The sequence below is a fragment of the Acinetobacter sp. 24-47-64 genome, from assembly GCF_057737055.1.
On record NZ_CM173215.1, the window covers coordinates 572,563 to 596,982 of the forward strand.

The window sequence follows — 24,420 nt, forward strand, 5'->3', positions numbered from 1 at the left end:
ACAGATTTTAAGTTTCAAAATCGAATAATAAAAGCAAAAGGATTTTGCATATGTATATTGTTGGGTGGGGGAAAGATGAAATTAACATCGAACCCAAAGGCTATGCCATGTTTGGCTATGGGATGTGGCATCACCGTGCCTATAAAAAAAGAACTGCGCTGTATGCGAGAACAGTGACCATTCAAAAAGATCAAGATGCCCCATTGATATTATGTTGTCTAGATTTTGGCTGTATTACTTCAGCAATTCGAATCAATGTAATCCAACGCTTGAATGAAACGTTGAGGGATTGTTTCGATCCACATCGTTTGGTTCTAATGGCAACGCATACCCATTCAGGTCCAGGCGGTTGTGGTTATGAAGCTCTTTATAATATGCCGACACCAGGATTTGTGCCTGAGCACCTTGATGCAGTTGTGGATGCTGTGCAATCCAGTATTCAACAGGCATTATCCAATCGCGATTTTACAGAGATTCGATTAGCGACAATTGACATTCCTGAGCAAGTCCCTGTGGCATGGAATCGCTCGATAAAAGCGTATAATCGAAATCTCGATACTGCATTCGTCGATGAATCTGAAACTTACAAAGCAATCAATCGACAAATGCAAGTCCTTGGCTTTTATCGTGGGGAAAAGCTTCATTCTCTGTTGTCACTGTTTGGTGTGCATGCGACATGTTTGGGCAATCAATTAGACGCTCATGATGGTGATAATAAAGGCTATGCCGCAACACTTTCGGAAGAGACCTTAAGTGGTGCTGGGGTGGATGGACCAGTTTGTATATTTGCACAAGCAACAGCAGGCGATGTGTCACCACACTTCCATGGAAAGAATCAGACTAAGATCAGAAAAAAGATAAAAGGAGAAGCAGAATACATCTATGCGAGAAACAATGGTCGTATACAGAGTGAGTATGCTTTAGCCGCTTTAATTGAGCAGCAAAATCAAAAAATTCAATATCAGGATTTGGATGCAGTACTCGAGTATGTGGATATGTCAAATACTGTGGCTGATCCAGAGTTTTCAGGTGGATATAGCAATGCGATAACAAGCCAAGCTTGTCATGGGACAGCATTTATTGCGGGCACACCAGTCGATGGTGTGGGTGCTGCAAAGCCATTGATCATGGCTATGAATTTACTTTCAAAACAATTCAAACGAAGTAAATTGAATTCAAAAGATCCAGCGGAAAGTGCTTATTATCAGAAGCTTTATCATGCTCAAGGACCCAAAAATATTATTTTTGAATCGGGTCAGCATCGCATATTAGGAAAAAAATTAGGTTCACTTCCTGGTGTTTTAGATCCACTCATTGCTGAAATGAATGCTCAAGTTCACGCCGGCGCAATTCAAGAAAGCGATTTAGTGCCACATATTGTGCCAATTCAGCTTATTCGAATCGGTCAACTTTTTATGGTATGTGCTCCCGGAGAATTTACAACAACCTCAGGTAAGCGCGTATTAAATACCATTCAGAAAAATATATTACCGACATTTCCTAACGCAAAAGTTTGGTTTGCATCTTATTGTAATGACTATATGGGCTATGTGACGACATTCGAAGAATATCAAGAACAAGCCTATGAAGGTGGACACACTTTATTTGGTCAATGGACTTTGGCAGCTTTTCAAACCTATTTTAAACATTTGGCTAAACAGATTTGTTTGCCACCTGAACAACGTCAATTATCAAATTGCGTACCTAAAGCAGTACCTCAAAAAGAATTAGAGAAAAGAACCAATCGGGGAAATGTTCAAACCGCCGTTGCACAAAAGGAGTTGGCAACATGAGTAATCTGACACATCATTATTGGTCTAACTGGTCGGGATATTGCCACTCAAACCCGCAACACATCTTATATCCAGATCAATTACATGAATTACAGGATATTGTGATTCAACATCCTAAAGTTCGTGTGGTTGGTGCAGGGCATTCATTTACTCCTTTGGTAAAAACGGATGCGTCTATTATTTCTTTAGACCGATTTTCAAGTGTCTTAAATGCTGATCAGGCTAAATGCCAAGCGACGTTATGGGCAGGTACTCGACTATTCAATTTAGGACAGCATCTTGCTCCTTATGAACAGTCGCTTATGAATCAGGGTGATATTGATCAACAAAGTTTAGCTGGTGCTGTGTCTACAGGAACACACGGGACAGGTGCAGCGCTATATTCTATTTCAGGCTATGTAGAAGATTTTGAGCTATTACAGGCAAACGGGGAGTTAATCCAATGCTCCAAGACGGATAACACTGAAATTTTTCAGGCAGGGAGAGTATCGTTGGGATCACTCGGGATATTAACGAAAATAACCATGCAAAACCGCCCTAGATATAAATTGAAAGAGAAAATTCATTTAGCCCCTGTAGAAGAAAGCCTTGATCAATTTCTCCAATTGATGCACCAACATCGGCATTTGGAATATTTTATTTTCCCTTTTACAGATCAATTAATTTTTAAAACACTTGATGTTACAGAGGGTGAGGTGAAGCCAAGAGAAACTTCTTGGCCATCTGAGGATCAACTTTTAACATGGTGTTGTGAAATTTCTAAAAAAGCCCCTTTTTTGACGAAATATCTTCAAAAATTAGTCGGTGTTTTTGTGAAGCCAACAGAATTCATTGATTGGTCGAGTGATATTTTTGCAACACCTCGGAATACCAAATTCAATGAAATGGAATATCAAATTCCAATTGAGAATGGCATTCAATGCATCAAAGAAGTGATTGCAACGTTTAGAAAATATCAAATAAATTCTTTTTTCCCTATCGAATTCCGCGTGGTCAAAGGGGATGATATTTGGCTAAGTCCTTTCTATCAGCAAGACAGTATTTCGATTTCAATCCATCAATATTATAAGCAGTCACCTCAAAAAGTATTTGATGTTATTGAGCCGATTTTTCAAAAATATCGAGGCCGTCCACACTGGGCTAAGATGCATCAACTGTCTCACCAAGAGATTCGAGCTCTTTATCCGAAATGGAATGAATTTATGCAAATCAGAGAAGCGCTCGATCCCCATCGAAAGTTTCTCAATCCCTATCTTGAAAAACTATTACTTGGGCAACAAGGATGAGAGATGAATAGTTTTTTTAATCAAATGAATGATGATTTGCGGGCACATGGTTTAGGTCAACCTATGCTCTTGATCGATGACGATGCATTAAACTTTAATATTGCTTATGTAAAACAGCAGCTAGCTTCGGCAAAGCACTTAAAACCGCGGTTAGTCGTTAAATCTTTGGCTTGTTTGCCTTTGTTAAAAAAGCTAAGTTTCGATTTAGACACCCAACACTTTATGGTATTCCATATTGATCACTTACAATTGATGTTCAATCATTTTGATCAAGCTGATTTACTCTTTGGCAAGCCGATGCCAATTCGTGCAGTAGAAAGGTTTTATCAAAACCATCACACGCCAATCAAATGCAAGATACATTGGTTAATTGATTCCTTTGTTCGCTTGCAACAATATCATGCCTTGGCTGATCAACTGGGACTTAGCTTCAATATCAATCTTGAAATTGATGTGGGATTACATCGTGGAGGCGTTCAAAATTCTGCTGAATTTATACAAATGCTCAATTATATTCAGCAGCATCAAAAAACGCTAAATTTGAGTGGCTTAATGGGCTACGATGCGCATGTCACTAAACTACCTAAGGTGGTGAAGCGTGCAGAAACAGCTTATGCTGAATCTCAACATATTTATCAAAATTATCAGCACATCTTAAAGCACCAATTCCCAGATTTAAATCATGCTCAGCTGTGTTTTAACGGAGGAGGAAGTCCAACCTTTAGTTTTCACGTGAAACATAGTGTGTGTAATGATCTGTCATTTGGCTCAATGTTGCTTAAGCCCAGCGATTTTGATTCTGAATATCTTTCTTCACTTAAATCTGCTTTATATATAGCGAGTCCCGTACTGAAAGTTTTAGACCAAGTTTCATTGCCAGGAATGCCTTCATTTAAAAAAATAAAATTCTTCCAGAAGCATCAATCGGTTTTTATCTACGGTGGCTATTGGATGGGTCAATATGTTTATCCAGCAAAATCTCATCCTCATTTATTGTACGGACGAAGCACCAATCAGGAAATGATTTGTGTCGATCGTAAAATTGATATCCATCCTGATGACTATGTATTTATTCGACCGAGCCAGAGTGAGGTGGTCATCCCTCAGTTCAATCGCACGTACCTTTATCGAAAGAAAAATGAGTGGAATTCATCTGATTTGGAAACGAGTAGATTTGAACCTTGGGACAATTTTAGAGAGTAGTGATTAAAAGAAAAAAGGGATGAAGTTAATCATCCCTTTCTAGCATTGGCTTGAAATTTATTGGATACCGCCGTAGTGGATGCCCGTTAATTCACTGATTTCTTTTTTCCAAGTGGTTAAGTCATCCAAATTAAATTTACTTAAATGGTCATGCCCACAAGCACGCGCCATTACCTGCATCAATTCGACTGAAGCATTGAAGAAGTTGGCGAGTTGCTGTGCTGATTTTTCAATTTCGAGTCTTCGACGCAAATGATCTTTTTGTGTTGCAATACCGACAGAGCATTCATTTGTATTACACGCGCGCATTCCCAAACAACCAATTGCCTGCATGGCAGAGTTAGACACTGCAATGGCATCTGCACCCAGCGCTAAGGCTTTAATAAAATCAGCAGGGACACGTAAACCACCTGTAATGACCAAACTAATGTCACGACGTCCTAAACGATCTAAATGACGACGTGCCCGTGCCAAGGCAGGAATGGTCGGCACTGAAATATTGTCACGGAATAATGTTGGTGCTGCACCTGTACCACCACCACGACCATCTAAAATAATGTAGTCCACACCTATCGCAATCGCAGCATCAATGTCTTTTTCGATATGCTGTGCAGACAGTTTAAAGCCAATCGGAATACCACCTGTCTGCTCGCGTATATAGTTTGCAAACTCCTTGTACTGTGAAAGTTCAGTCCAATCCGGGAAGGTTGCGGGAGAAATCGCAGATTGTCCTTCTTCTAAACCACGTACTTCTGCAATTTTTCCGACCACTTTATGCCCGGGTAGATGTCCGCCTGTTCCTGTTTTTGCTGCCTGTCCACCTTTAAAGTGAAAAGCTTGGCATTTTTTTACTTTTTCAATGTCATAGCCAAAACGACCAGAGGCCAGTTCGTAAAAATATCGTGAATTCGAGGCTTGTTCATCATCTAACATTCCACCCTCACCAGAACAGATGCCAGTACCAGCCATTTCCGCACCCATTGCCAGTGCAGTTTTTGCTTCTTGCGATAAAGCTCCAAAACTCATGTCGGAAACAAATAATGGAATATTGAGTCTCAATGGTTTTTTTGCATTTGGTCCAATAATCACTTCGCTTGCAACGGGGGCATCATCCAGTAGAGGAACTTTCCAAAGTTGAGCTGTGACCAGTTGAATATCTTCCCATTTTGGAAGTTTGTCAAAAGGCACACCCATGGCTGCGGTAGGACCATGATGACCGAAATTTTTTAGACCATTTCGAGCTAATTCTAAGATGAATCTATTGTGTGGCTCTTCAGGAGCAGGCTGAGAATCTGCGTAGAGTCCTTGATAACGATCACGATTGAATTGCTGTGGATTTCTTTTTTCCCAAGCTTCGATTTCTTCTAAGTCAACATAGACATGATCATCATGAATCCAAGCTTTAAATTTTTGCAGATTTTTATTGAGATATCTCGGGTTAATGCCAGTTTTATAGAGGTAATGAGAGCCGTGAAGGCCACATACAATTTTGTCGCCTTGAATATGGGCATCGGACATGAGTGCTCCGCGATGCTGACAACGACCATACATGACTACGACTTTTTCTTCATCATGATCTTCAAGACGAAGAACAACAAGATCCACATTGGCTGCTAAAGCATATGCGGGTTTAAGCGGCTGGAGTGTAGACCAAGCAATTAGTGGGTGAGATTTCATATGACCTGCCTAATGATTTCAGTGGGTTATATTTATTTGTTTAAAAGTATGTTGATCATCTAATAGAAAGTATAAAAGATTATTTTTCTGTAATTGGGATAATATTGGTTTAAATATTAGATTGGGAATATATTTTAACTATTTTTGTCACAATTAAAACTGCTATCGCCTAATGCTCGATTAACGGTTTATTAAACAACGTGACACGTGTAAAATCTCTAGCGATTTTATTCATCCACCGTTTTTATCTTTTGAGGTTCGCCTCGATCATAATCTCGCGGTGACATGCTCCATTGTACGGGGCATCACTCCTTAAGGATTTTTTATGCCAATTATTACTTTGCCAAACGGCGATCAAAAACAATTTGATCAAGCTGTCTCTGTCATGGAAGTTGCTCAAAGCATCGGTCCAGGTCTTGCAAAAAATACGGTTGCAGGTCGTGTAAACGGCCATCTAGTTGATGCATGTGACTTAATCACTGATGATGCCACGTTGCAGATCATTACGCCTAAAGATGATGAAGGTGTTGAAATTATTCGTCACTCTTGTGCCCATTTAGTTGGTCACGCAGTGAAGCAGCTTTTCCCCGAAGCAAAGATGGTGATTGGACCTGTCATTGAAGATGGTTTCTATTACGATATCTACAGTGAAAAACCATTTACACCAGATGATATGGCTGCCATCGAAGAGCGTATGAAAAAGCTCATCGATCAAGATTATGATGTCATTAAAAAGATGACACCTCGTGATGAAGTGATCAAAGTATTCACTGAGCGTGGTGAAGATTATAAATTACGCCTCATCGAAGATATGCCAGATGAGACTCAAATGGGTCTTTATTATCATCAAGAATATGTGGATATGTGTCGTGGTCCACACGTACCAAACACTAAATTCTTAAAGTCATTTAAGTTGACGAAGATGTCAGGTGCTTACTGGCGTGGTGATGCGAAACACGAACAACTTCAACGTATTTATGGTACGGCTTGGGCGGATAAGAAGCAGTTGGCTGCTTATATCAAACGTATTGAAGAAGCTGAAAAGCGTGACCACCGTAAAATTGGTAAAGCGCTTGATCTGTTCCACATGCAAGAAGAAGCACCAGGCATGGTGTTCTGGCATCCAAATGGCTGGACGATCTATCAAGTTTTAGAACAATACATGCGTAAAGTTCAGCAGGACAATGGTTATCAAGAGATTCGCACACCTCAGGTGGTCGATTTTAGTCTTTGGGAAAAATCAGGACATGCTGCAAACTATGCAGAAAACATGTTTACTACACATTCTGAAAACCGTAACTATGCCGTTAAACCAATGAACTGCCCATGTCATGTTCAAGTGTTTAACCAAGGTTTAAAATCTTACCGTGATTTACCAATTCGTCTTGCTGAATTTGGTTCATGTCACCGTAACGAACCATCGGGTTCATTACACGGGATTATGCGTGTTCGTGGTTTCACCCAAGATGATGCACACATTTTTTGTACAACTGAGCAAATTGGTCAAGAAGTTGCTGACTTTATTAAACTGACTTTAGATGTTTATAAAGATTTCGGTTTTGAAGAAGTGCAAATGAAACTCTCAACACGTCCAGAAAAGCGTGTAGGGGATGATAAGCTTTGGGATGTTGCTGAAAAATCTTTAGCTGACGCACTGGATGCAGCGGGTCTCGCTTGGGATTTACAACCTGGTGAGGGTGCGTTCTACGGTCCTAAAATTGAATTTTCTTTGAAAGATTGTTTAGGTCGTATCTGGCAGTGCGGTACAATCCAATGCGATTTTAACTTGCCATTACGTTTAGATGCATCTTATGTCACTGAAGACAACGATCGTGATCATCCTGTGATGCTTCATCGTGCAATTCTTGGCAGTTTTGAACGTTTTATTGGTATACTTATTGAACACTACGCTGGATTTATGCCACCATGGTTGGCACCAATTCAAGCATGTGTAATGAATATTACCGATTCTCAAGCAGATGCTTGTCAGTCAGTCGTCGCTAAATTGCAAGAAAATGGCATTCGAGCGATTTCAGACTTGAGAAATGAGAAAATCGGCTTTAAGATTCGTGAGCGTACTTTAGAGCGTATTCCATACCTATTGGTGCTTGGGGATCGAGAAGTAGAGGAAGGTACAGTGAATGTACGTACCCGCTCTGGAACAAATTTAGGTACTATGTCTATCGATGCATTCGTTGACTTAGTGAAAGTAGCCGTAGCCGAACGCGGCCGGTATATTGTGGAGTAAGAAAGATTAAACAGCCTGACCGTAACCAACAACAAGGTGCTAAAAGCAATCGTCCTGCATTAAATGATGAGATTCGTGCGAAAGAAGTACGTCTCGTTGGCGCTGACGGAGAACAAAAAGGCATCGTTTCACTTGCTGAAGCGTTGCGTGCTGCAGAAGAAGTTGATCTTGACCTCGTTGAGATCGTTGCGAATGCAGAGCCGCCTGTTTGTAAAATCATGGATTACAACAAGCATTTATTTGATCTGAAGCAAAAGCAAAAAGATGCTAAGAAAAAGCAGCATCAAGTTCAGGTTAAAGAGATCAAGTTGCGTCCTGGTACAGACGTTGGTGATTACAATGTTAAGTTGCGTGCTATTCTGAAATTCCTTGAAGAAGGCAACAAAGTTAAAATTACTCTACGTTTCCGTGGTCGTGAGATGGCTCACCAACAATTGGGTCTTGCTCAATTACAAAAGATTGAAGCTGATGTGGCTGAAATCGGTGTAGTGGAACAAGCACCAAAAATGGAAGGCCGTCAAATGGGTATGTTACTTGGTCCTAAAAAGAAAAAGTAAAACCGATTTAGAGAAAAAGCCCTGCACATGCAGGGCTTTTTTATATGTTGATTGAAGGAATATAGGTACATCCTGAGTTAGTAAAGAGAGGAACGACTGTAGTTGGGGTATAAATCATCAGTTGAATATTTCCATCAGGCAGTACTTTAGTGAAGTCTAATAAACGTATATTTTAAACTTCTCGAATCATTTTGTGGCTTGAGTAGAAAATGTAATTATTTCGACAGGTAAACTCGTACTTATGCATAGAAAATTCTAGATGGATGGTAAAACTGAATAGGTTTAGAGAGTTTACTGTCTTGAAAGATGACCCAAAAAGGATTTTTTATATTGCACATCAGCACATCAGCACATCAGCACATCAGCACATCAGGAAATTCGTTGCTCAAAGTACCTGTAGATTTGATCTATAAAAAAAAGCCGATACTTTTGCATCGGCTTTTTTTGTGACTCATTAAGTTGGATGCTTTATTCGACATGAACTGTTTTTTCAGTAGACTCTGTATTTTCTAACAGAAGTTTTTTGCCAATTGGAATTTGTCGAGGTAATTTCTCTTCTGGAATGATACGCTCTAAGTCGATCACTAATAAGCCATTTTCATAATCTGCTTGTTGAACTTCAATATGTTCATCTAAGCGAAGCGATAATTTAAATGAACGACGCGCAATTCCTTTATGAAGATATTCGGTTTGTTCAGATTGAATAGCTTCTGGTTTTCCTGTGATCGAGAGAAGCTGATTTTCAAGACTGATATTTAACTCATCTTGACTAAAGCCTGCAGTAGCGACCACGATGCGATATTTATTCTCACCTTTTTTTTCAATGTTATAAGGTGGGTAGTTTGGAGCATCACTTTGCATTGCATAATCAATAAAATCGTTTAAACGATCAAAACCAATGCTACGACGAAACAATGGATGAAGATTTAAGTTACTCATGATTAAAACCTCCTGAGGTCAGCAAAGTCATAAAAATAAGAATGTTGTTCTGTCATGACTATCATCAACAGAACCAGATGATCATCATAAATCTGGCAATTTTTTATATAGGTTCAGACCGAAATTTTTCAATAATAAATTCAAAAAAAATTTAAAATATTTTATAAATAATTGATTTTTTACAACTTATAAATAAAAAATTTCTATCCTTGTTGTTTGGTTTGAAATGATTTATGGTGGATAAATCAATCAACAAAGGGCATATGGAGCCTGAACTGTAATGATCGATTTATATTACTGGGGAACACCCAACGGATTAAAAATAACAATTGCACTCGAAGAAATGGCTTTAGATTATCAAATCTATCCAATCAATATATTAGAAAATGATCAGTTCCAAACTGACTTTCTTGCGATTTCTCCTAATAATAAAATTCCTGCGATAGTTGATCAAAATGGACCGAATAATCAATCGATTTCGATTTTCGAGTCTGGTGCAATACTGCAATATTTAGGACGTAAAACGGGACAATTCTATCCTCAGCACGAAATCGCGAGGATTCAGGTTGAACAATGGTTGATGTGGCAAATGGGTGGTCTAGGACCAATGTTAGGTCAAAATCATCATTTTGCTAAATTTGCTAAAGAGAAAATCCCTTATGCGATCGAGCGCTACATTACAGAAACTAAAAGATTATATGGGGTGCTCAATAAGCAGTTAGTTGGGCAAGACTATGTGGCTGGTGAGTACTCTATTGCGGATATGGCAATTTTCCCTTGGTTGATGCGGCACGAGTGGCAAAGTATTCATTTAGCAGAGTTTCCTGAAGTGGAAGCTTATATTCAACGTATCCAACAGAGACCAGCGGTACAAAAGGCGCTTGCACTACTTAAGTAGATCACTGATTTAAGTGTGCTAAACTCTATACATCTAAACCACCATTTGGTGGTTTTTTTATGGAGAACTGCCATGAAGGATTTTTTTTTAAATTTCAGCAAAATTGTTGAATCTAATTCAAAAGTATACTGGGCAATTATTGCTGGTATTTTACTCTGTGTTGCTTCTTATATCGTCGAAATATTTCATGTGCAAAATATCATTGCAGCAATCGATCCAGATTCTAGGGATCAATTAAAACAGGTGATTCCAGCGATAACGAGTAAATATACGGTGCTACGTGTCATCATAGTAGTGTTGGCAATTGCGTGGTCGATAAAAGAATATCGCAAAACGCAGAAACTTTTAGCGGCGAACAAGTCCAGTAAATGAATCTGATTTTATTGTTTTTAAGTGCCTTTGGAGCCGCCACTTTATTGCCCTTACAGTCCGAAGCAGTATTGTTGGGGTCATTTGCTTTAAAACAATTTTCGCCGTGGATGCTTATTTTTGTTGCAAGTGTAGCGAATGTGATGGGTTCATGCGTCAATTGGTGGTTGGGCTTAAAAATAGAGCAGTTTAAAACCAAAAAGTGGTTTCCATTTAAGTCAGATCAAATGATTCGTGCTCAACGGGCTTATCAGCAGTATGGTACATGGTCACTTCTTTTAAGTTGGGTGCCTATCATTGGTGATCCAATCACCTTAATTGCAGGAATCTTGAAAGAAAAATTCTGGAAATTTATCTTCGTGGTGGGTATAGCGAAAACAGGTCGATATCTATTTATCTACTGGGTGTATCTTGGTTTGTTCTAAATTTTCGTAGAGTAAAACTCATCAAGATTAATTTGTCTGAATCAAGATTAACGGTGCTTTTGTTTTGCGCAAAGATGCTATAGAATACTCGCTCCCTTACCTGCAGGTCGTATTGTAATGGTGCAAACGAGCCGAACAGGTGTTCAAAAGAGGTTGTTATGCCTAAGATGAAAACTCGCCGTGGTGCAGCAAAACGCTTCAAAGCGACTGCTAACGGTTTTAAGCGTAAACAAGCGTTCAAACGCCACATTTTGACCAAAAAATCTGCTAAGCGTATTCGTCAATTGCGCGGCTGTGTAATGGTTCACGTAAGTGACGTTGCTTCAGTTCGTCGTATGTGCCCGTACATCTAAGGAGATTATAAATGGCTCGTGTAAAACGTGGTGTACAGGCTCATCGCCGTCACAAAAAAATTCTTGCTCGCGCTAAAGGTTACTATGGTGCTCGTTCACGCGTTTACCGCGTAGCGTTCCAAGCGGTAATCAAAGCAGGTCAATATGCTTACCGTGACCGTCGTCAAAAGAAACGTCAATTCCGTGCTTTATGGATTGCGCGTATCAATGCTGGTGCACGTCAAAATGGTTTGTCGTACAGCCGTATGATCGATGGCTTGAAAAAAGCTCAAGTGATCATCGACCGTCGCGTACTTGCTGACATCGCTATGCATGACGCAGTTGCATTTGCTGCTTTAGCTGAAAAAGCTAAAGGCGCATTAGCTGCTTAATCATCGTAGATGAGAAAAAGACCGCTTTTTAGCGGTCTTTTTTATTTTCATTGTTTACGACCAAATAAAGCCAAGAGATTAGTATGAATAAAATTATGGTCGTCGGTACAGCAGCATCTGGGAAAACAACCTTTGCACGTAAGTTGGCTGTTCAACTGCAAGTCGATCATATTGAACTTGATAATCTCTTTTGGTTGGATAACTGGACCGAGTCAGCTTCAATACAATTTCAAGAAAAATTTATAAATCGTGTTAGGTCTATGAATAAGGGCTTCGTGATTGATGGTAATTATTCCCTGATTCAAAATTTAATCTTAAATGAGATCGACACTGTGATTTGGTTGGATTTTTCACTACGCGTAAATCTTTATCGTGTGATTAAGAGGTCACTATATCGTGTGATTAGCCAAAAGAAAATATGGAAAAATTCTAACAATAGAGAACATTGGGCGAAATTGTTAAGTAAAGACTCAATAATATTGTGGGTAGTCCAAACACATGGGAAAAATAGACTTAAATATTCGCAGATGATGAATGCCACTCAATGTCATCATATAAAGTGGCTACATTTTCATAAAACTGAACAATTAGATGAATTTTTAAAACATCACAGTCCAAAATAGTAAGCGCAGAAACAGATTATTGCAGTGACTAAAATGAGGGCAAACACATTTGATTTACCTGTTTTAGGTGTGGGTTGGTGAGAACTGGAATCATTGTTGAAAAAGCGTTTTCCATGTTGAGTATGTGTTAAGGCTTCATCCAAAGGGGAGTGAATTTCGGGGCTTTTTAAATGAGCAGTTTTATAGTGATTTGCTACTTTAGTAATGAATTTTGCACTCAGGTCATCTAACTTTTGTTGAAATACCTTCAGTTGTTTTTCTTCCTCAAGAGATTCTTGATGATCTTGCTCCAAAAGCTTTCGTTTTTGAATCTTTAAATGTTGTTCTAGATGCATGAAACGCACTAAGGTTTCATTGGCATAAGGTGCTGCATAATCTTGTGGCAGTAATGGTAAGGCAACTCCAATGTTGCAGGGCGATTGATCGTCAGTACCATAAAAGATTGCGCCACGTTTAACGGATTCCACCCCTTGTGCTAATGCGCGATCGAACAGCTCATTCTCTGTGTAGTCGTGAATATCATTCCAATTAGGTGCTTGAAGATCTGCCTCAACACGTTTGATATGTTGGGTGGATAGATCAAAACGCCAAAATGTTTCAATTCGTGCAGGGAGTGTTTGGTTGTTTGGTATGTCGAAGTCTTGTTCAGAACTATACCATTCGGCAAGTTCTTTACCACAGATCCATGCTGTTTTTACATTGCGGTGATGACTGACAATGAAATGGGGATATGGTAAAAGCTCAACATTTGGATTGGGATTTTTTTCATCGATTAATAAACTTGAGTTATGTAGGCTTAAGCGTGTGACACCCTGACGTTTTAAGCTTTCTAACCAAACTTGGAAATGTTGTGCCAATAAGTGTTGCGTATTTAAATCTCGAAAAAGGAAATGGTGCTGATTAAAAATCGCATGATTTTTCCAGTGTTGAAAACTTAAATCCTGACTTAAAAACTCATTGCCGTAAGTCACGAGTGTGAGCTGTTGTTTCCAAATTTGATCTAATGCCATGACATATCTTCTCAATGATCATTGCGCATATCTTAAACTTTTTATAAATGTAATTTCCAATTTAATTCCACATCCAATTTTAACACTTGCTGATCTTCATACGGAGCTATAAAAGCTGTTAGAATGCGCAGTTATATTATTTTTTATATTTGTTGCTTTGAGAGTTACTATGTCACTGGAAGCCCTGACCACTGAAGCGCTCGCTGCCATTGCAGCAGCTCAAGACCTTGCAACACTCGATCAGGTTCGAGTGCAATTTACGGGTAAGAAAAGCCAGCTTGCTGAACAATCGAAAGCACTGGGTAAAATGGATCCGGAAGAGCGTAAGGTTTTTGGTGCGCAGATTCATTCAGTTCGAGAAGCGATTAATGGCGCATTAACTGAGCGTCAAACTGCATTACAAAAAGCTGCACTAGAACAAAAATTAGCAAGTGAACAGATCGACATCACGTTGCCTGGTCGTGGACAACAGGTGGGCAGTATCCACCCAGTGACCCAAGTACAAGAGCGTATTTGTCAATTCTTCACGAAAGCAGGTTTTTCTGTTGCGACTGGTCCAGAGGTTGAAGATGACTATCACAACTTTGAGGCATTAAATATTCCGGGTCATCACCCTGCGCGTGCAATGCACGATACCTTTTACTTCGATGTAAACCATTTGCTTCGTACGCATACCTCTGGTGTACAGATTCGAACGATGGAAACACAGCAACCACCAATTCGTATTGTATGTCCAGGTCGTGTGTATCGCTGTGACTCAGACCAAACACATTCTCCGATGTTCCACCAGATTGAAGGTTTGTACGTTGCAGAAAATACGAGCTTTGCTGAGTTAAAAGGATTATTGGTTAATTTGCTGAATGAGTTCTTTGAAAAAGACTTGAAAGTACGTTTCCGCCCATCTTACTTCCCATTCACAGAACCAAGTGCTGAAGTCGACATCATGGATGAGCGAGGAAAATGGTTAGAAGTATTAGGTTGTGGCATGGTGCATCCAAATGTTCTTCGTTCAGCGGGTATTGATCCAGATAAGTACAAAGGCTTTGCATTTGGTTTAGGTGTTGAACGTTTTGCAATGCTTCGTTATGGCATAAACGACTTGCGTATGTTCTACCAAAATGATGTGCGTTTCTTACGCCAGTTTGCTTAAAACTTTTTATTAAATCCTCTCCTAACTTGAGGAACTCCACAGAATCATTTGGGGTTCTCTCCCTTAGCAAAGGGGGTTAGAGGGAGGATTCTAGAGATTTGAATTACAGGTTTTATATCAATGAAAATTAGCGAAAATTGGCTACGCACATGGGTTAACCCAGCCATCGATAGCGATACTTTATCTGACCAACTGACCATGCTTGGCCTTGAGGTAGATGATTTATCTCCTGCTGCAAAACCATTTACAGGTGTGGTTGTAGGTGAAGTACTTACGGTAGAACAGCACCCAGATGCAGATCGTTTACGTGTAACGACTGTCAACATTGGTGTGGGTGAACCATTACAAATCGTCTGTGGTGCACCTAATGTACGTGCAGGAATGAAAGCACCCGTAGCAACCATCGGTGCAGTATTGCCAGGTGATTTTAAAATCAAAAAAGGTAAGCTTCGTGGTGTTGAATCACAAGGTATGCTGTGCGGTGCATCTGAAATTGATTTAGAAGATAAAATCGACGGTCTACTCGAGCTTCCTGCGGACGCGCCAGTCGGGGTAAACGTACGTGAATATCTAGACCTTGATGACAACGTGATTGATATTAGTATCACACCAAACCGTGGTGACTGTTTCAGTATTCGTGGGATTGCACGTGAAATTGGTGTGATTAACCAACTTCCCGTGACTGCGCCTGAAATTAAAGAAGTGGCTGCAACGATTGCTGATGAAAAGAAGGTCGTTGTATCTACTGAAGGTTGCCCACGTTACTTAGGTCGTGTGATCAAAAACGTCAACACCAAAGCGCCAACTCCTGAATGGATGGAGCGTGCACTGGCTCGTTCTGGTATCCGTCAGCACAGTATCTTGGTTGATATTACCAACTATGTATTAATGGAGTTGGGTCAACCGCTTCACGCATTTGATGGTGGTAAAGTTCAAGGTGCGGTACACGTTCGCCAAGCAACTGCAGGTGAAAAACTTGTTCTATTGAATGAGCAAGAAGTTGAAATGCAAGACAACGTGATGGTGATTGCAGATGACGAAAAAGCATTAGCAATTGCGGGCATCATGGGTGGCTTGTCTTCATCGGTGACAGACACAACGACTGAAATCTTCCTTGAATCAGCATTCTTTGCGCCACTTCATATTGCGGGTCGTGCGCGTAGCTTCGGTTTACATACAGATGCGTCTCAGCGTTATGAGCGTGGAGTGGATTTCGAACTTCCAATGATCGCAATGCACCGTGCATCTCAGTTGATTTCTGAGCTTGCAGGTGGTGAATTTGGTCCAATTACGGTAGCAGAAAATCAAAGAGTATTGCCAACACGCGAAGCAATCGAGCTTGAGCAGGCGCAAGTTGATCAACTTCTTGGTTATAAAGTTGACTCTGACTTTATTACTGATGCGTTAACACGTCTAGGTTGTCAGGTAACAATTAAAGCACAAGGTCAATGGTCTGTCGTACCGCCATCACATCGTTATGATATGGCAATCTACCAAGACTTAATTGAAGAGGTTGCGCGTATTCATGGTTATGACAACATTCAAATCAGCTTGCCTGTGATTGATGTGAAACTTGCAAAATACCAAGATCAATTTGAAGTTGCACAATTACGTCAAACTTTGGTTGCACTTGGTTATCAAGAGGCAATCAGCTTTAGTTTTGCTGATCTAAAACTTGAAAAACAGTTAAATCCAAGTGTAAATCCTTTGGCATTGGCAAATCCAATTTCAAGTGATTTGGCGGTAATGCGTTCGACTTTACTTTCAAGCTTAATTCCTTGTGTCCAATACAACGTTAATCGTCAACAAAGTCGTGTGCGCTTCTTTGAACTTGGCTTGCGTTTTGATTATCAAGAAGCAACCAGTATTCATGATCTTAAGCAAATACCTACACTAGCGATTGTGGCAACAGGTGCGAAGAATCAGGAATCTTGGCATGCTAAACCTCAGCCAATGGATTTCTTCGATTTTAAAGGTGAAATTGAGGCTGTATTGGCGGCTGGACGAGTTCAAGTAGAATATGTGCGTTCAGAGCGTTCATGGTTGCATCCAGGTCAATCTGCTGAAATTTTAGTGGACGGACAATCGATTGGTTATATTGGTCGTTTACATCCATCGCTTGAAGATGAGCTTGATCTCGCAACGACATGGGTAGCAGAACTCGATCAATCGTCTGTTTTGCAAACTTATGTATCTAATTTTACAGAATTATCACGATTTCCTTCAGTGAGACGTGATATTGCAGTTTTAATTAGTGATAAGATTAATGTTAGTGAAATTCAGCAACTTATCGAAAAAACTGGAGGAGAGTTACTTGATTCTTCTTGGTTATTCGATGTGTATACGGGTCAAGGTGTAGAAGAGGGTAAACGTTCATTGGCGTTTGCACTTTTATGGCAGCATCCGAGTCGCACGCTTGAGGATGCTGAAATTAAATCTGGTATGGATAATATTTTACAAGTGTTAGAAAACACTTACCAAGCGACATTGAGGGCCTCATGACAGCATTAACAAAAGCAGAAATGGCTGATCATTTGAGTGAGCTGACGAGTTTAAATCGTCGTGAAGCTAAACAAATGGTTGAGTTGTTTTTTGATGAAATTAGCCAGGCATTAATTGCAGGTGAACATGTCAAATTATCGGGTTTTGGTAATTTCGAACTGCGTGACAAGCGTCAGCGTCCAGGGCGTAATCCAAAAACAGGTGAGGAGATTCCTATTTCTGCACGCCGTGTAGTGACCTTCCGTGCTGGTCAAAAGTTTAGACAGCGTGTAGGGACAGAGCAAGTCGATTAATCGCTTGATCAAATAACATTAAAAAAAACCTGAGCTCAGCTCAGGTTTTTTTTATGCTCTTAACTTTATGCGTATTCATAAAATTCAGCGCATAAAAAAAGAGAACCAAAGGTTCTCTTTTTTTCGAATAATCTAAACTTTAGATTATTGAGCAGCAGAAGCAGCAGCAGTAGCGTCAGCAGCAGCGTCAGTAGCTTCAGCAGCAGCATCAGTAGCTTCAGCAGCAGCAGCGTCAGCTTGAGCAGCAACTTCAGAAGAAGCTTCAACAGCAGCAGCGTCAGCAGCTACAACAGCTTCAGAAGCAGCTTCTACAGCTTCAGATGCAGCAGCGTTTGCATCAGCAGCAGCTTCTTCAGTTTTTTTAGCACAACCAACGAAAGCTAAAGTAGTAGCAACGGCAGCAGCAATAGCAATTTTTTTGAATAACATGGCATCACTCTCATTAAAATAAATTGAGACAAAAAACCCGGTTAGTCTGTTGTGTGCTTTTATTATTCCTAACGTTAGTAAGGTTAATAACGCATGGAGCAGCCTAACTGGTATGCCGACATGCTATCACTGAGTATTTTGAATTACTACTAGGCGAAATGAAAAAATGCTTAAAAAATGAGAAATTTGACCCTATTTTTAACAGAAAATTACAATCATTTTTGCATTTTGAATTGGAGAAATACTAAGTAAATACTTAAAAAATAAAGGGAATTAAAATACAAGATGATAAAAATCACATACTTGCAAGAAAAGTTACATTCAAAAGTTAGTATTGTGTATTTATGTAAATGGTGTCAACCCAAATAAAAGGCCATCAATAAATGATGGCCTTTTGCGTATTAGTTGGCAGCTTTGCGTTTCATTTGATCGAAGAAATCATCATTGGTCTTGGTTTCCTTCATGCGATCAAGTAAGAATTCCATCGCAGCAAGTTCGTCCATAGGATGGAGAAGCTTACGTAAAATCCAAACCTTACGTAGTTTATCTTCATCCATGAGGCGTTCTTCACGACGTGTACCAGATTTCTTGATATTCATCGCAGGGAATACACGTTTCTCAGCAATACGGCGATCAAGCGTAATCTCTTGGTTACCTGTACCTTTGAATTCTTCGTAGATGACTTCATCCATTTTACTGCCAGTTTCAATTAAAGCAGTAGAAATGATCGTAAGTGAACCACCTTCTTCGATATTACGTGCAGCACCGAAGAAACGTTTTGGACGTTCTAAAGCGTGGGCATCAACACCACCAGTTAAAACTTTACCTGATGATGGAATAACTGTGTTATATGCACGTGCTAAACGTGTAATTGAGTCAAGCAAAATAACAACGTCTTTTTTGTGTTCTACCAAACGTTTTGCTTTTTCAATCACCATTTCAGCGACTTGAACGTGACGTGCAGGTGATTCGTCAAATGTTGAAGCAACAACTTCACCACGAACGGTACGTTCCATTTCTGTTACTTCTTCTGGGCGCTCATCAATGAGAAGAACGATTAGGAAGCATTCAGGATTATTACGAACAATAGATTGAGCAATGTTTTGGATCAACATTGTCTTACCAGCTTTGGGTGGTGCAACAATAATTGAACGTTGACCTTTACCAATTGGAGCAACTAAATCGACAACACGCGCAGTTAAATCTTCAGTCGAACCATTTCCTAACTCCATCACTAATTGTTCAGTTGGGAATAAAGGCGTTAAGTTTTCAAAAAGAATCTTATTGCGAGAGTTTTCTGGCGTGTCGTAGTTAATTTGATTCACTTTTAAAAGTGCAAAATAACGTTCGCCTTCTTTTGGTGGACGAATCGTACCTGTAATCGTATCCCCAGTGCGCAAATTGAAGCGGCGAATTTGAGAAGGGCTGACATAAATGTCATCTGGACCCGCAAGGTAAGACCCTGCTGCAGAACGTAAAAAACCGAAACCATCAGACAGAATTTCAAGAACACCATCGCCGAAAATTTCTTCACCATTCATAGCATGGCGTTTCAAAATGGCAAAAATAATGTCTTGCTTACGGTTACGTGCCATTCCTTCAAGGCCCATGAACTCAGCAATTTTGATGAGTTCGCCTATCGGTTTTTTCTTGAGTTCAGTTAAGTTCATAAATGGTCGATTGAATTAAAAGGAAGTGTGGAACACAGATAGAATAGAAGCAAAAGACATCCGCAGTGCAAGAAAAGAGCAGCAATTGATTTGCACAATAACAAACTCAGAATCTAGTAAGTTCTTTCGAGGAGAAATGTGTAAACAATTTCTTTAGCCGAGCGGCGATCTTATGTTTTGTGTATTGTAAGAAACGAGGAGAAATTGTCCAAGTGTTTCTTGATCATGCAATATAAGTGAGATATGGCTCTTTGTCAATTTTACCGTCAAAAAAAGCGCCAAAAATTTGACGCTTTCAAAGCCATTAAAATTGAAAGAATTAGATATTTTCTTCAATAAAAGCTGCAAGTTTAGATTTAGGAGCTGCACCAACTTGTTGAGCAACAACTTCACCATTTTTAAACATCAATAAAGCTGGGATATTACGAATATTGTAATTTACAGCAGTTTGTTCGCATGAAGTTACGTCAACTTTTACGATTTTAACTTTACCTTCGTATTCAGTTGCTAAAACTTCAAGTACAGGAGCAATAGCTTTACATGGCGCACACCAGCCTGCCCAAAAATCAACAAGAACTGGCGTGTCAGAATTTAAAACGTCAGCTTCAAAATTAGCATCAGTTGTATTAACGATATTAGCAGACATGGAATTTGCTCCGAATAATTTTTTGAAAACGGTCTATCTATGTATATAAGTATTACATAGACCACTTTAACAAAGTAGGGGATAGGGTTTATTTTCGGACTAAATTCTGTAAATGTCTAATTGATGCTCACGATTTCCATGATCGGTGTAACACAATTGTCATATATGATGATTTTTTAAATAGTCGTTAAATTGACTAAATAAATGGCTTTTAAATTACAGTTATGTGAATTAATCTAGGCACAATTCTGGTTGAACTTAGCGCAACAATGTCTGATTTTTTGATTGATGAAGAACTCCTTGCAGCCATTGATATGGGCTCAAACAGCTTCCACTTGGCGATTGCTCGAGTTGATCATGGTGAGGTAAAAAAAGTCGCATCGATGTCTGAAAAGGTCCAATTGGCCGCAGGTTTAGATGAAAATAAAAATTTGACAGAAGCTGCTCAACAACGTGGTTTAGCATGCTTGGCTCGATTTGTAGGGCGCCTAAGTTCAGTCCAATCGAATCGTTTAAGAATTGTCGCCACCAATGCTTTACGCCAAGCTAAAAATGGGCATGAATTCATTCAAAAAGCAGCTGAAATTCTGCCTAAACCTATTGAAATTATTGCTGGTCGTGAAGAAGCACGCTTAATTTATTTAGGTGTATCACATACTATGGCGAACAGCGGTCGCCGTTTGGTGATTGATATTGGTGGTGGCTCGACTGAGTTAATCATTGGTGAAGAGTTTGAGCCGATTCATACTGAATCCGTGCAAATGGGATGCGTTGCATTTACGAAGGCCTATTTTGCAGACGGCGATATTAATCCAAAAGCTTTCGATCGTGCGGTGACTGCTGCACGCAAAGAAATCTCGGGTATCGCGACAACTTATCGTGCGGCAGGATGGGATACTGTTGTCGGTTCAAGTGGAACCATTAAAGCCTGTCGTCAAATTGCGGTAAATATGGGCTGGAGCGATGATCAGGAAAACTTGACTCGTGAAGGCTTGGAAAAACTTAAAGATAAATTACTCAAATATAAACATATTTCAGACATGGAATTTGAGGGTCTTAAGGAAGATCGTCGTGCAGTCCTACCTGCGGGTATTGCGATTTTATACGCTGTATTTGAAGTTCTTCAAGTTGATAAGCTGGTCTATTCAGATGGCGCCTTACGAGAAGGTGTAATGTATGATTTACTCGGGCGTTTCCAGCATGAAGATATTCGAGATCGTAGCGTACAAGCCTTGATGGGGCGTTATGGTGCTGATCAAAAACAAGCAGAACGTGTTGTTGAAACGGCTCAACATTTATTTGATAGCGTGGCAGGAACGCTTGGTCTAAATAATGACGATAGTGATTTGCTACGTCGAGCAGCTTATCTTCATGAAATAGGTTTAGCCATTAGTCATAGTGGTTATCATCGTCATGGCGCATATTTGCTTCAGCATTCTGACATTGCTGGTTTTTCACAAATTGATCAAAATCATTTGTCACATTTGGTCGCTCATCATCGCCGTAAATTGCGTGCTGAAGCAAAAAATGATGTGACGAAAGTCGGTGGAATTAAACTTGTCTATCTATGTTTGCTCCTTCGTCTCGCAATTTTGCTGAATCACAGCCGAAGCGATGAGATGCTTCCTGCCATTGAATTAAAGATATTAGATGAGCAACAATGGCAACTGAAAGTTTCTGGTGATGCAAAACAATGGCCTTTGTTGGTTGCAGAGCTGCATGATGAGCAGGTGCAATTTAAACATTGGGATATCGTTTTGAATATTCAGTCGGAACAATTTATTGGCTAACAGAAGCTGATAAGCGAATTTTATTAGTTAACTACGTCATAGTTAATTTAGGGATATTCATCGACTTATGAAAAATAAAGCTGCTCAATCTAAAGCATGGAAAACGGTTCAAATTGCGCGTCATCCAGATCGCCCACAATTTTTAGATTATGTGAGCGAAATTTTTACAGAATTTGATGCACTTCATGGTGACCGTTTATATGGTGATGATGGTGCAATGGTTGGCGGTTTAGCACGTTTTAATGGTCAGGCTGTGATGGTGGTTGGTCAACATCGTGGTCGTAGTACACGTGAAAAGTTACAGCATAATTTTGGGATGAGTAATCCAGAAGGCTATCGCAAGTCTCAGCGTTTACTTAATATGGCTGAACGCTTTAATCTTCCAGTTTTCACATTTATTGACACCATGGGTGCATACCCTGGTGTTGGTGCTGAAGAGCGTGGACAAGCAGAAGCAATTGCTACGAGCCTAGCTCAACTCTCAAGTTTAAAAGTACCTGTCATTGCGACTGTTCTAGGCGAGGGTGGTTCTGGCGGAGCATTAGGCATTGGCGTTGCAGATCGTGTGATTATGCTCTCTCACAGTATTTACTCTGTGATTTCACCTGAAGGTTGTGCCTCAATTCTTTGGAAAACTGCTGAAAAAGCTGAGCAAGCGAGTGAAGCACTTGCACTCACTGCAGATAAACTGAAAGAACTTGGTATTGTTGAGTATGTTGTAGATGAAGGTGAGGGTGCTCATCTTCAGCCAGACGTAGTCATGGATAAATTAAAACATGTGTTACAAGCTGCACTTGATGAGCTTGTTCCAATGGATGCAAATGCAAGATGCGAAGCACGTTACCAACGTTTAATGAAGTTTGGCAGCGACAATTCAGGTCTAGCTTCTTAAAACAAATTGCCAAATTTGGTGATGAACACACGTTCTTAGTGGGATGTAGTGGCGGCATGGATTCCATGCTGTTGCTGTATCTCATGTCTCAATTAATTCCCCAAAAAATCCGTGCAATTAACATTAACCACCAGTTGCAATCTGCAAATCAGGAATGGGCTGAATTCGTCCATCAATTTTGTATAGCAGCGCACATCCCTGTGGTTCTCGAGACAGTTCAAGTTGCTGAAGGGAATTTGGAACAGCAAGCTCGAGCAGCACGTTATCAGGCTTTTAAACATCATTTATCCGACACAGATATTTTAGTACTGGCACATCATCAGCAGGATCAAGCTGAGACCGTATTATTACGTTTGTTCTCTGGTGCTGGAATACAGGGGTTGTCCGCGATGAAATTAGTTGATTCGCGTGAAGACATCATTATTTGGCGACCATTATTAAATCTAAGTCGTGAGCAGATTTGCCAATGGGTAGAACAACTCAAATTGCCCTACGTGGATGACCCGACCAATTTTGATACGCATTATGATCGAGCTTGGTGCCGTCATGAGCTTTGGAATATTTTGCAAAGCCGATTCCCAAAAATGCAACAGGCGATTGTGAGAACTAGTGTGCTGATGCAAGATGCGGATGAAATTTTGCAAGAGGTTTTACAGCAAGATTTGGCGTTCTGTGGCGATGATGATCATCTAGATTTACGACAACTCAATCAATTAAGTTTAGCAAGAAGAAGACAACTTTTATCCAATTGGATGAAAGGTAAGGATCAATACCGTCCTGCATTTGAGATGGTAGAGCGGTTGACTGAAGAAGTTATTTTGGCGAAACCTGATGCACAAGCAGCATTGCATTGGAATGGACAATATTATGTTCGTTTCCAAAACATCTTATATCGAGTTGCTAAGGATGAATACTTAGCAGAATCGAATACAACTGATTCAGAAATAAAATTTGAACTCCAGCAAGTTGTAAATTTAGCTTCGGGTCAATTTAAGATCTGCCAACATCATGAAGAGTGTGGTCTGCGTACAGAACTTTTAAATCAGTCTCTGACATTGCATTATCGTCAAGGTGGGGAAAAAGCCCATTTGCATGGACGTGTGGGGAAATGGCCATTAAAAAAAGCAATTCAAGAGGCACAAATTTTTCCATGGAAACGTCATACTATTCAAATTTTAAGCTTAGATAATGTTATGCTTGGTGTTTTCACGCCAAAAGGGTTTTGGCTGGCTGAATCAGAGTATTGTGAAGTCGGTGGTTGGCAGCCAAAGTTAGTTTCATCGCTATAAAATCAAG

Annotated in this window: 23 protein-coding genes; 17 read left to right on the forward strand and 6 right to left on the reverse strand. The window is 39.9% G+C overall.

Annotated elements, in window-relative coordinates; all coding sequences use genetic code 11:
* Window positions 1–50: 50 nt before the first annotated feature.
* Genes AC1M85_RS02800 through AC1M85_RS02810 form a run of 3 tightly spaced genes read left to right on the forward strand, consistent with a single transcriptional unit; the run spans window position 51 to window position 4,282 of the window.
* On the forward strand, window positions 51–1,793 hold the full coding sequence (locus tag AC1M85_RS02800; RefSeq protein WP_488213511.1) for a neutral/alkaline non-lysosomal ceramidase N-terminal domain-containing protein: 1,743 nt from the start codon (window positions 51–53) through the stop codon (window positions 1,791–1,793).
* Window positions 1,790–3,079, forward strand: a complete 1,290-nt coding sequence (locus tag AC1M85_RS02805) for a D-arabinono-1,4-lactone oxidase (protein ID WP_488213512.1) — start codon at window positions 1,790–1,792, stop codon at window positions 3,077–3,079. Before AC1M85_RS02800 ends, AC1M85_RS02805 begins: the two co-directional genes overlap by 4 nt.
* Before the next feature lie 3 nt (window positions 3,080–3,082).
* Entirely contained in the window at window positions 3,083–4,282 is a 1,200-nt protein-coding gene (locus AC1M85_RS02810) for an alanine racemase (RefSeq protein ID WP_488213513.1), read from the forward strand.
* 57 nt (window positions 4,283–4,339) lie between these two features.
* Here AC1M85_RS02810 and AC1M85_RS02815 read toward each other — a convergent pair whose 3' ends face one another.
* On the reverse strand, window positions 4,340–5,959 hold the full coding sequence (locus tag AC1M85_RS02815) for a glutamate synthase-related protein (protein WP_488213514.1): 1,620 nt from the start codon (window positions 5,957–5,959) through the stop codon (window positions 4,340–4,342).
* A gap of 325 nt (window positions 5,960–6,284) precedes the next feature.
* Between AC1M85_RS02815 and thrS the strand changes: the two genes are divergently transcribed.
* Window positions 6,285–8,207, forward strand: a complete 1,923-nt coding sequence (gene thrS, locus AC1M85_RS02820) for a threonine--tRNA ligase (protein ID WP_488213515.1) — start codon at window positions 6,285–6,287, stop codon at window positions 8,205–8,207.
* Between the two features lie 5 nt (window positions 8,208–8,212).
* Window positions 8,213–8,764 carry a translation initiation factor IF-3 gene (gene infC, locus AC1M85_RS02825; RefSeq protein WP_081403231.1) on the forward strand — a complete coding sequence of 184 codons (552 nt, stop codon included), beginning with the start codon at window positions 8,213–8,215 and terminating at the stop codon, window positions 8,762–8,764.
* Window positions 8,765–9,232: 468 nt separating this feature from the next.
* On the opposite strand, the gene AC1M85_RS02830 is transcribed toward infC, so the two are convergent.
* Complete coding sequence (locus tag AC1M85_RS02830) at window positions 9,233–9,703, reverse strand: Hsp20 family protein (RefSeq protein ID WP_179998611.1); 471 nt, start codon at window positions 9,701–9,703, stop codon at window positions 9,233–9,235.
* A 280-nt stretch (window positions 9,704–9,983) separates the two neighbouring features.
* Here AC1M85_RS02830 and AC1M85_RS02835 point away from each other — a divergent pair, with 280 nt between their 5' ends.
* The 6 genes from AC1M85_RS02835 (at window position 9,984) to AC1M85_RS02860 (ending at window position 12,742) form a co-directional block, all read left to right on the forward strand.
* Window positions 9,984–10,601 (forward strand): glutathione S-transferase family protein, encoded by a 618-nt coding sequence (locus tag AC1M85_RS02835; protein ID WP_035265364.1) that lies wholly within the window; start codon window positions 9,984–9,986, stop codon window positions 10,599–10,601.
* Between the two features lie 72 nt (window positions 10,602–10,673).
* Complete coding sequence (locus AC1M85_RS02840; protein WP_488213516.1) at window positions 10,674–10,973, forward strand: hypothetical protein; 300 nt, start codon at window positions 10,674–10,676, stop codon at window positions 10,971–10,973.
* A complete protein-coding gene (locus tag AC1M85_RS02845; protein ID WP_481591523.1) occupies window positions 10,970–11,395 on the forward strand; it encodes a YqaA family protein in 426 nt (141 codons plus the stop codon). Before AC1M85_RS02840 ends, AC1M85_RS02845 begins: the two co-directional genes overlap by 4 nt.
* Before the next feature lie 158 nt (window positions 11,396–11,553).
* Window positions 11,554–11,748, forward strand: a complete 195-nt coding sequence (gene rpmI, locus AC1M85_RS02850) for a 50S ribosomal protein L35 (RefSeq protein ID WP_004278281.1) — start codon at window positions 11,554–11,556, stop codon at window positions 11,746–11,748.
* 11 nt (window positions 11,749–11,759) lie between these two features.
* Window positions 11,760–12,119 (forward strand): 50S ribosomal protein L20, encoded by a 360-nt coding sequence (gene rplT, locus AC1M85_RS02855; protein ID WP_004867327.1) that lies wholly within the window; start codon window positions 11,760–11,762, stop codon window positions 12,117–12,119.
* Window positions 12,120–12,202: 83 nt separating this feature from the next.
* Entirely contained in the window at window positions 12,203–12,742 is a 540-nt protein-coding gene (locus tag AC1M85_RS02860; RefSeq protein WP_488213517.1) for a P-loop NTPase family protein, read from the forward strand.
* Here the strand turns inward: AC1M85_RS02860 and AC1M85_RS02865 are convergent.
* Window positions 12,727–13,752 (reverse strand): hypothetical protein, encoded by a 1,026-nt coding sequence (locus tag AC1M85_RS02865; protein ID WP_488213518.1) that lies wholly within the window; start codon window positions 13,750–13,752, stop codon window positions 12,727–12,729. The genes AC1M85_RS02860 and AC1M85_RS02865 overlap by 16 nt on opposite strands.
* 169 nt (window positions 13,753–13,921) lie before the next feature.
* Here AC1M85_RS02865 and pheS point away from each other — a divergent pair, with 169 nt between their 5' ends.
* The 3 genes from pheS (at window position 13,922) to AC1M85_RS02880 (ending at window position 17,697) form a co-directional block, all read left to right on the forward strand.
* Entirely contained in the window at window positions 13,922–14,902 is a 981-nt protein-coding gene (pheS, locus tag AC1M85_RS02870) for a phenylalanine--tRNA ligase subunit alpha (RefSeq protein WP_035265373.1), read from the forward strand.
* Between the two features lie 120 nt (window positions 14,903–15,022).
* Window positions 15,023–17,404, forward strand: a complete 2,382-nt coding sequence (gene pheT / locus AC1M85_RS02875) for a phenylalanine--tRNA ligase subunit beta (RefSeq protein ID WP_488213519.1) — start codon at window positions 15,023–15,025, stop codon at window positions 17,402–17,404.
* Complete coding sequence (locus AC1M85_RS02880; protein WP_035265376.1) at window positions 17,401–17,697, forward strand: integration host factor subunit alpha; 297 nt, start codon at window positions 17,401–17,403, stop codon at window positions 17,695–17,697. Before pheT ends, AC1M85_RS02880 begins: the two co-directional genes overlap by 4 nt.
* Before the next feature lie 144 nt (window positions 17,698–17,841).
* On the opposite strand, the gene AC1M85_RS02885 is transcribed toward AC1M85_RS02880, so the two are convergent.
* The 3 genes from AC1M85_RS02885 to trxA form a co-directional block, all read right to left on the reverse strand.
* Complete coding sequence (locus AC1M85_RS02885; RefSeq protein WP_035268570.1) at window positions 17,842–18,126, reverse strand: hypothetical protein; 285 nt, start codon at window positions 18,124–18,126, stop codon at window positions 17,842–17,844.
* A gap of 401 nt (window positions 18,127–18,527) precedes the next feature.
* Window positions 18,528–19,796, reverse strand: coding sequence for a transcription termination factor Rho (rho, locus tag AC1M85_RS02890; protein ID WP_035268567.1), 1,269 nt, complete (start codon window positions 19,794–19,796; stop codon window positions 18,528–18,530).
* A 319-nt stretch (window positions 19,797–20,115) separates the two neighbouring features.
* Window positions 20,116–20,442, reverse strand: coding sequence for a thioredoxin (gene trxA / locus AC1M85_RS02895; RefSeq protein WP_035268564.1), 327 nt, complete (start codon window positions 20,440–20,442; stop codon window positions 20,116–20,118).
* 269 nt (window positions 20,443–20,711) lie between these two features.
* Here trxA and ppx point away from each other — a divergent pair, with 269 nt between their 5' ends.
* From ppx to tilS, 3 genes are all read left to right on the forward strand, one after another.
* Complete coding sequence (gene ppx / locus AC1M85_RS02900; protein ID WP_481611359.1) at window positions 20,712–22,232, forward strand: exopolyphosphatase; 1,521 nt, start codon at window positions 20,712–20,714, stop codon at window positions 22,230–22,232.
* A gap of 67 nt (window positions 22,233–22,299) precedes the next feature.
* Window positions 22,300–23,124, forward strand: a complete 825-nt coding sequence (locus AC1M85_RS02905) for an acetyl-CoA carboxylase carboxyltransferase subunit alpha (protein ID WP_092768357.1) — start codon at window positions 22,300–22,302, stop codon at window positions 23,122–23,124.
* On the forward strand, window positions 23,061–24,413 hold the full coding sequence (gene tilS / locus AC1M85_RS02910; protein WP_488213520.1) for a tRNA lysidine(34) synthetase TilS: 1,353 nt from the start codon (window positions 23,061–23,063) through the stop codon (window positions 24,411–24,413). Before AC1M85_RS02905 ends, tilS begins: the two co-directional genes overlap by 64 nt.
* Window positions 24,414–24,420: the final 7 nt, after the last annotated feature.

Bases quoted from the DNA above. Each gene is read 5' to 3' on its own strand.
- AC1M85_RS02800 (WP_488213511.1), top strand. From the start codon at position 51: ATGTATATTGTTGGGTGGGGGAAAGATGAAATTAACATCGAACCCAAA.
- AC1M85_RS02805 (WP_488213512.1), top strand. From the start codon at position 1,790: ATGAGTAATCTGACACATCATTATTGGTCTAACTGGTCGGGATATTGC.
- AC1M85_RS02810 (WP_488213513.1), top strand. From the start codon at position 3,083: ATGAATAGTTTTTTTAATCAAATGAATGATGATTTGCGGGCACATGGT.
- AC1M85_RS02815 (WP_488213514.1), bottom strand. From the start codon at position 5,959: ATGAAATCTCACCCACTAATTGCTTGGTCTACACTCCAGCCGCTTAAA.
- thrS (WP_488213515.1), top strand. From the start codon at position 6,285: ATGCCAATTATTACTTTGCCAAACGGCGATCAAAAACAATTTGATCAA.
- AC1M85_RS02830 (WP_179998611.1), bottom strand. From the start codon at position 9,703: ATGAGTAACTTAAATCTTCATCCATTGTTTCGTCGTAGCATTGGTTTT.
- AC1M85_RS02835 (WP_035265364.1), top strand. From the start codon at position 9,984: ATGATCGATTTATATTACTGGGGAACACCCAACGGATTAAAAATAACA.
- AC1M85_RS02840 (WP_488213516.1), top strand. From the start codon at position 10,674: ATGAAGGATTTTTTTTTAAATTTCAGCAAAATTGTTGAATCTAATTCA.
- AC1M85_RS02845 (WP_481591523.1), top strand. From the start codon at position 10,970: ATGAATCTGATTTTATTGTTTTTAAGTGCCTTTGGAGCCGCCACTTTA.
- rpmI (WP_004278281.1), top strand. From the start codon at position 11,554: ATGCCTAAGATGAAAACTCGCCGTGGTGCAGCAAAACGCTTCAAAGCG.
- rplT (WP_004867327.1), top strand. From the start codon at position 11,760: ATGGCTCGTGTAAAACGTGGTGTACAGGCTCATCGCCGTCACAAAAAA.
- AC1M85_RS02860 (WP_488213517.1), top strand. From the start codon at position 12,203: ATGAATAAAATTATGGTCGTCGGTACAGCAGCATCTGGGAAAACAACC.
- AC1M85_RS02865 (WP_488213518.1), bottom strand. From the start codon at position 13,752: ATGGCATTAGATCAAATTTGGAAACAACAGCTCACACTCGTGACTTAC.
- pheS (WP_035265373.1), top strand. From the start codon at position 13,922: ATGTCACTGGAAGCCCTGACCACTGAAGCGCTCGCTGCCATTGCAGCA.
- pheT (WP_488213519.1), top strand. From the start codon at position 15,023: ATGAAAATTAGCGAAAATTGGCTACGCACATGGGTTAACCCAGCCATC.
- AC1M85_RS02880 (WP_035265376.1), top strand. From the start codon at position 17,401: ATGACAGCATTAACAAAAGCAGAAATGGCTGATCATTTGAGTGAGCTG.
- AC1M85_RS02885 (WP_035268570.1), bottom strand. From the start codon at position 18,126: ATGTTATTCAAAAAAATTGCTATTGCTGCTGCCGTTGCTACTACTTTA.
- rho (WP_035268567.1), bottom strand. From the start codon at position 19,796: ATGAACTTAACTGAACTCAAGAAAAAACCGATAGGCGAACTCATCAAA.
- trxA (WP_035268564.1), bottom strand. From the start codon at position 20,442: ATGTCTGCTAATATCGTTAATACAACTGATGCTAATTTTGAAGCTGAC.
- ppx (WP_481611359.1), top strand. From the start codon at position 20,712: ATGTCTGATTTTTTGATTGATGAAGAACTCCTTGCAGCCATTGATATG.
- AC1M85_RS02905 (WP_092768357.1), top strand. From the start codon at position 22,300: ATGAAAAATAAAGCTGCTCAATCTAAAGCATGGAAAACGGTTCAAATT.
- tilS (WP_488213520.1), top strand. From the start codon at position 23,061: ATGCGAAGCACGTTACCAACGTTTAATGAAGTTTGGCAGCGACAATTC.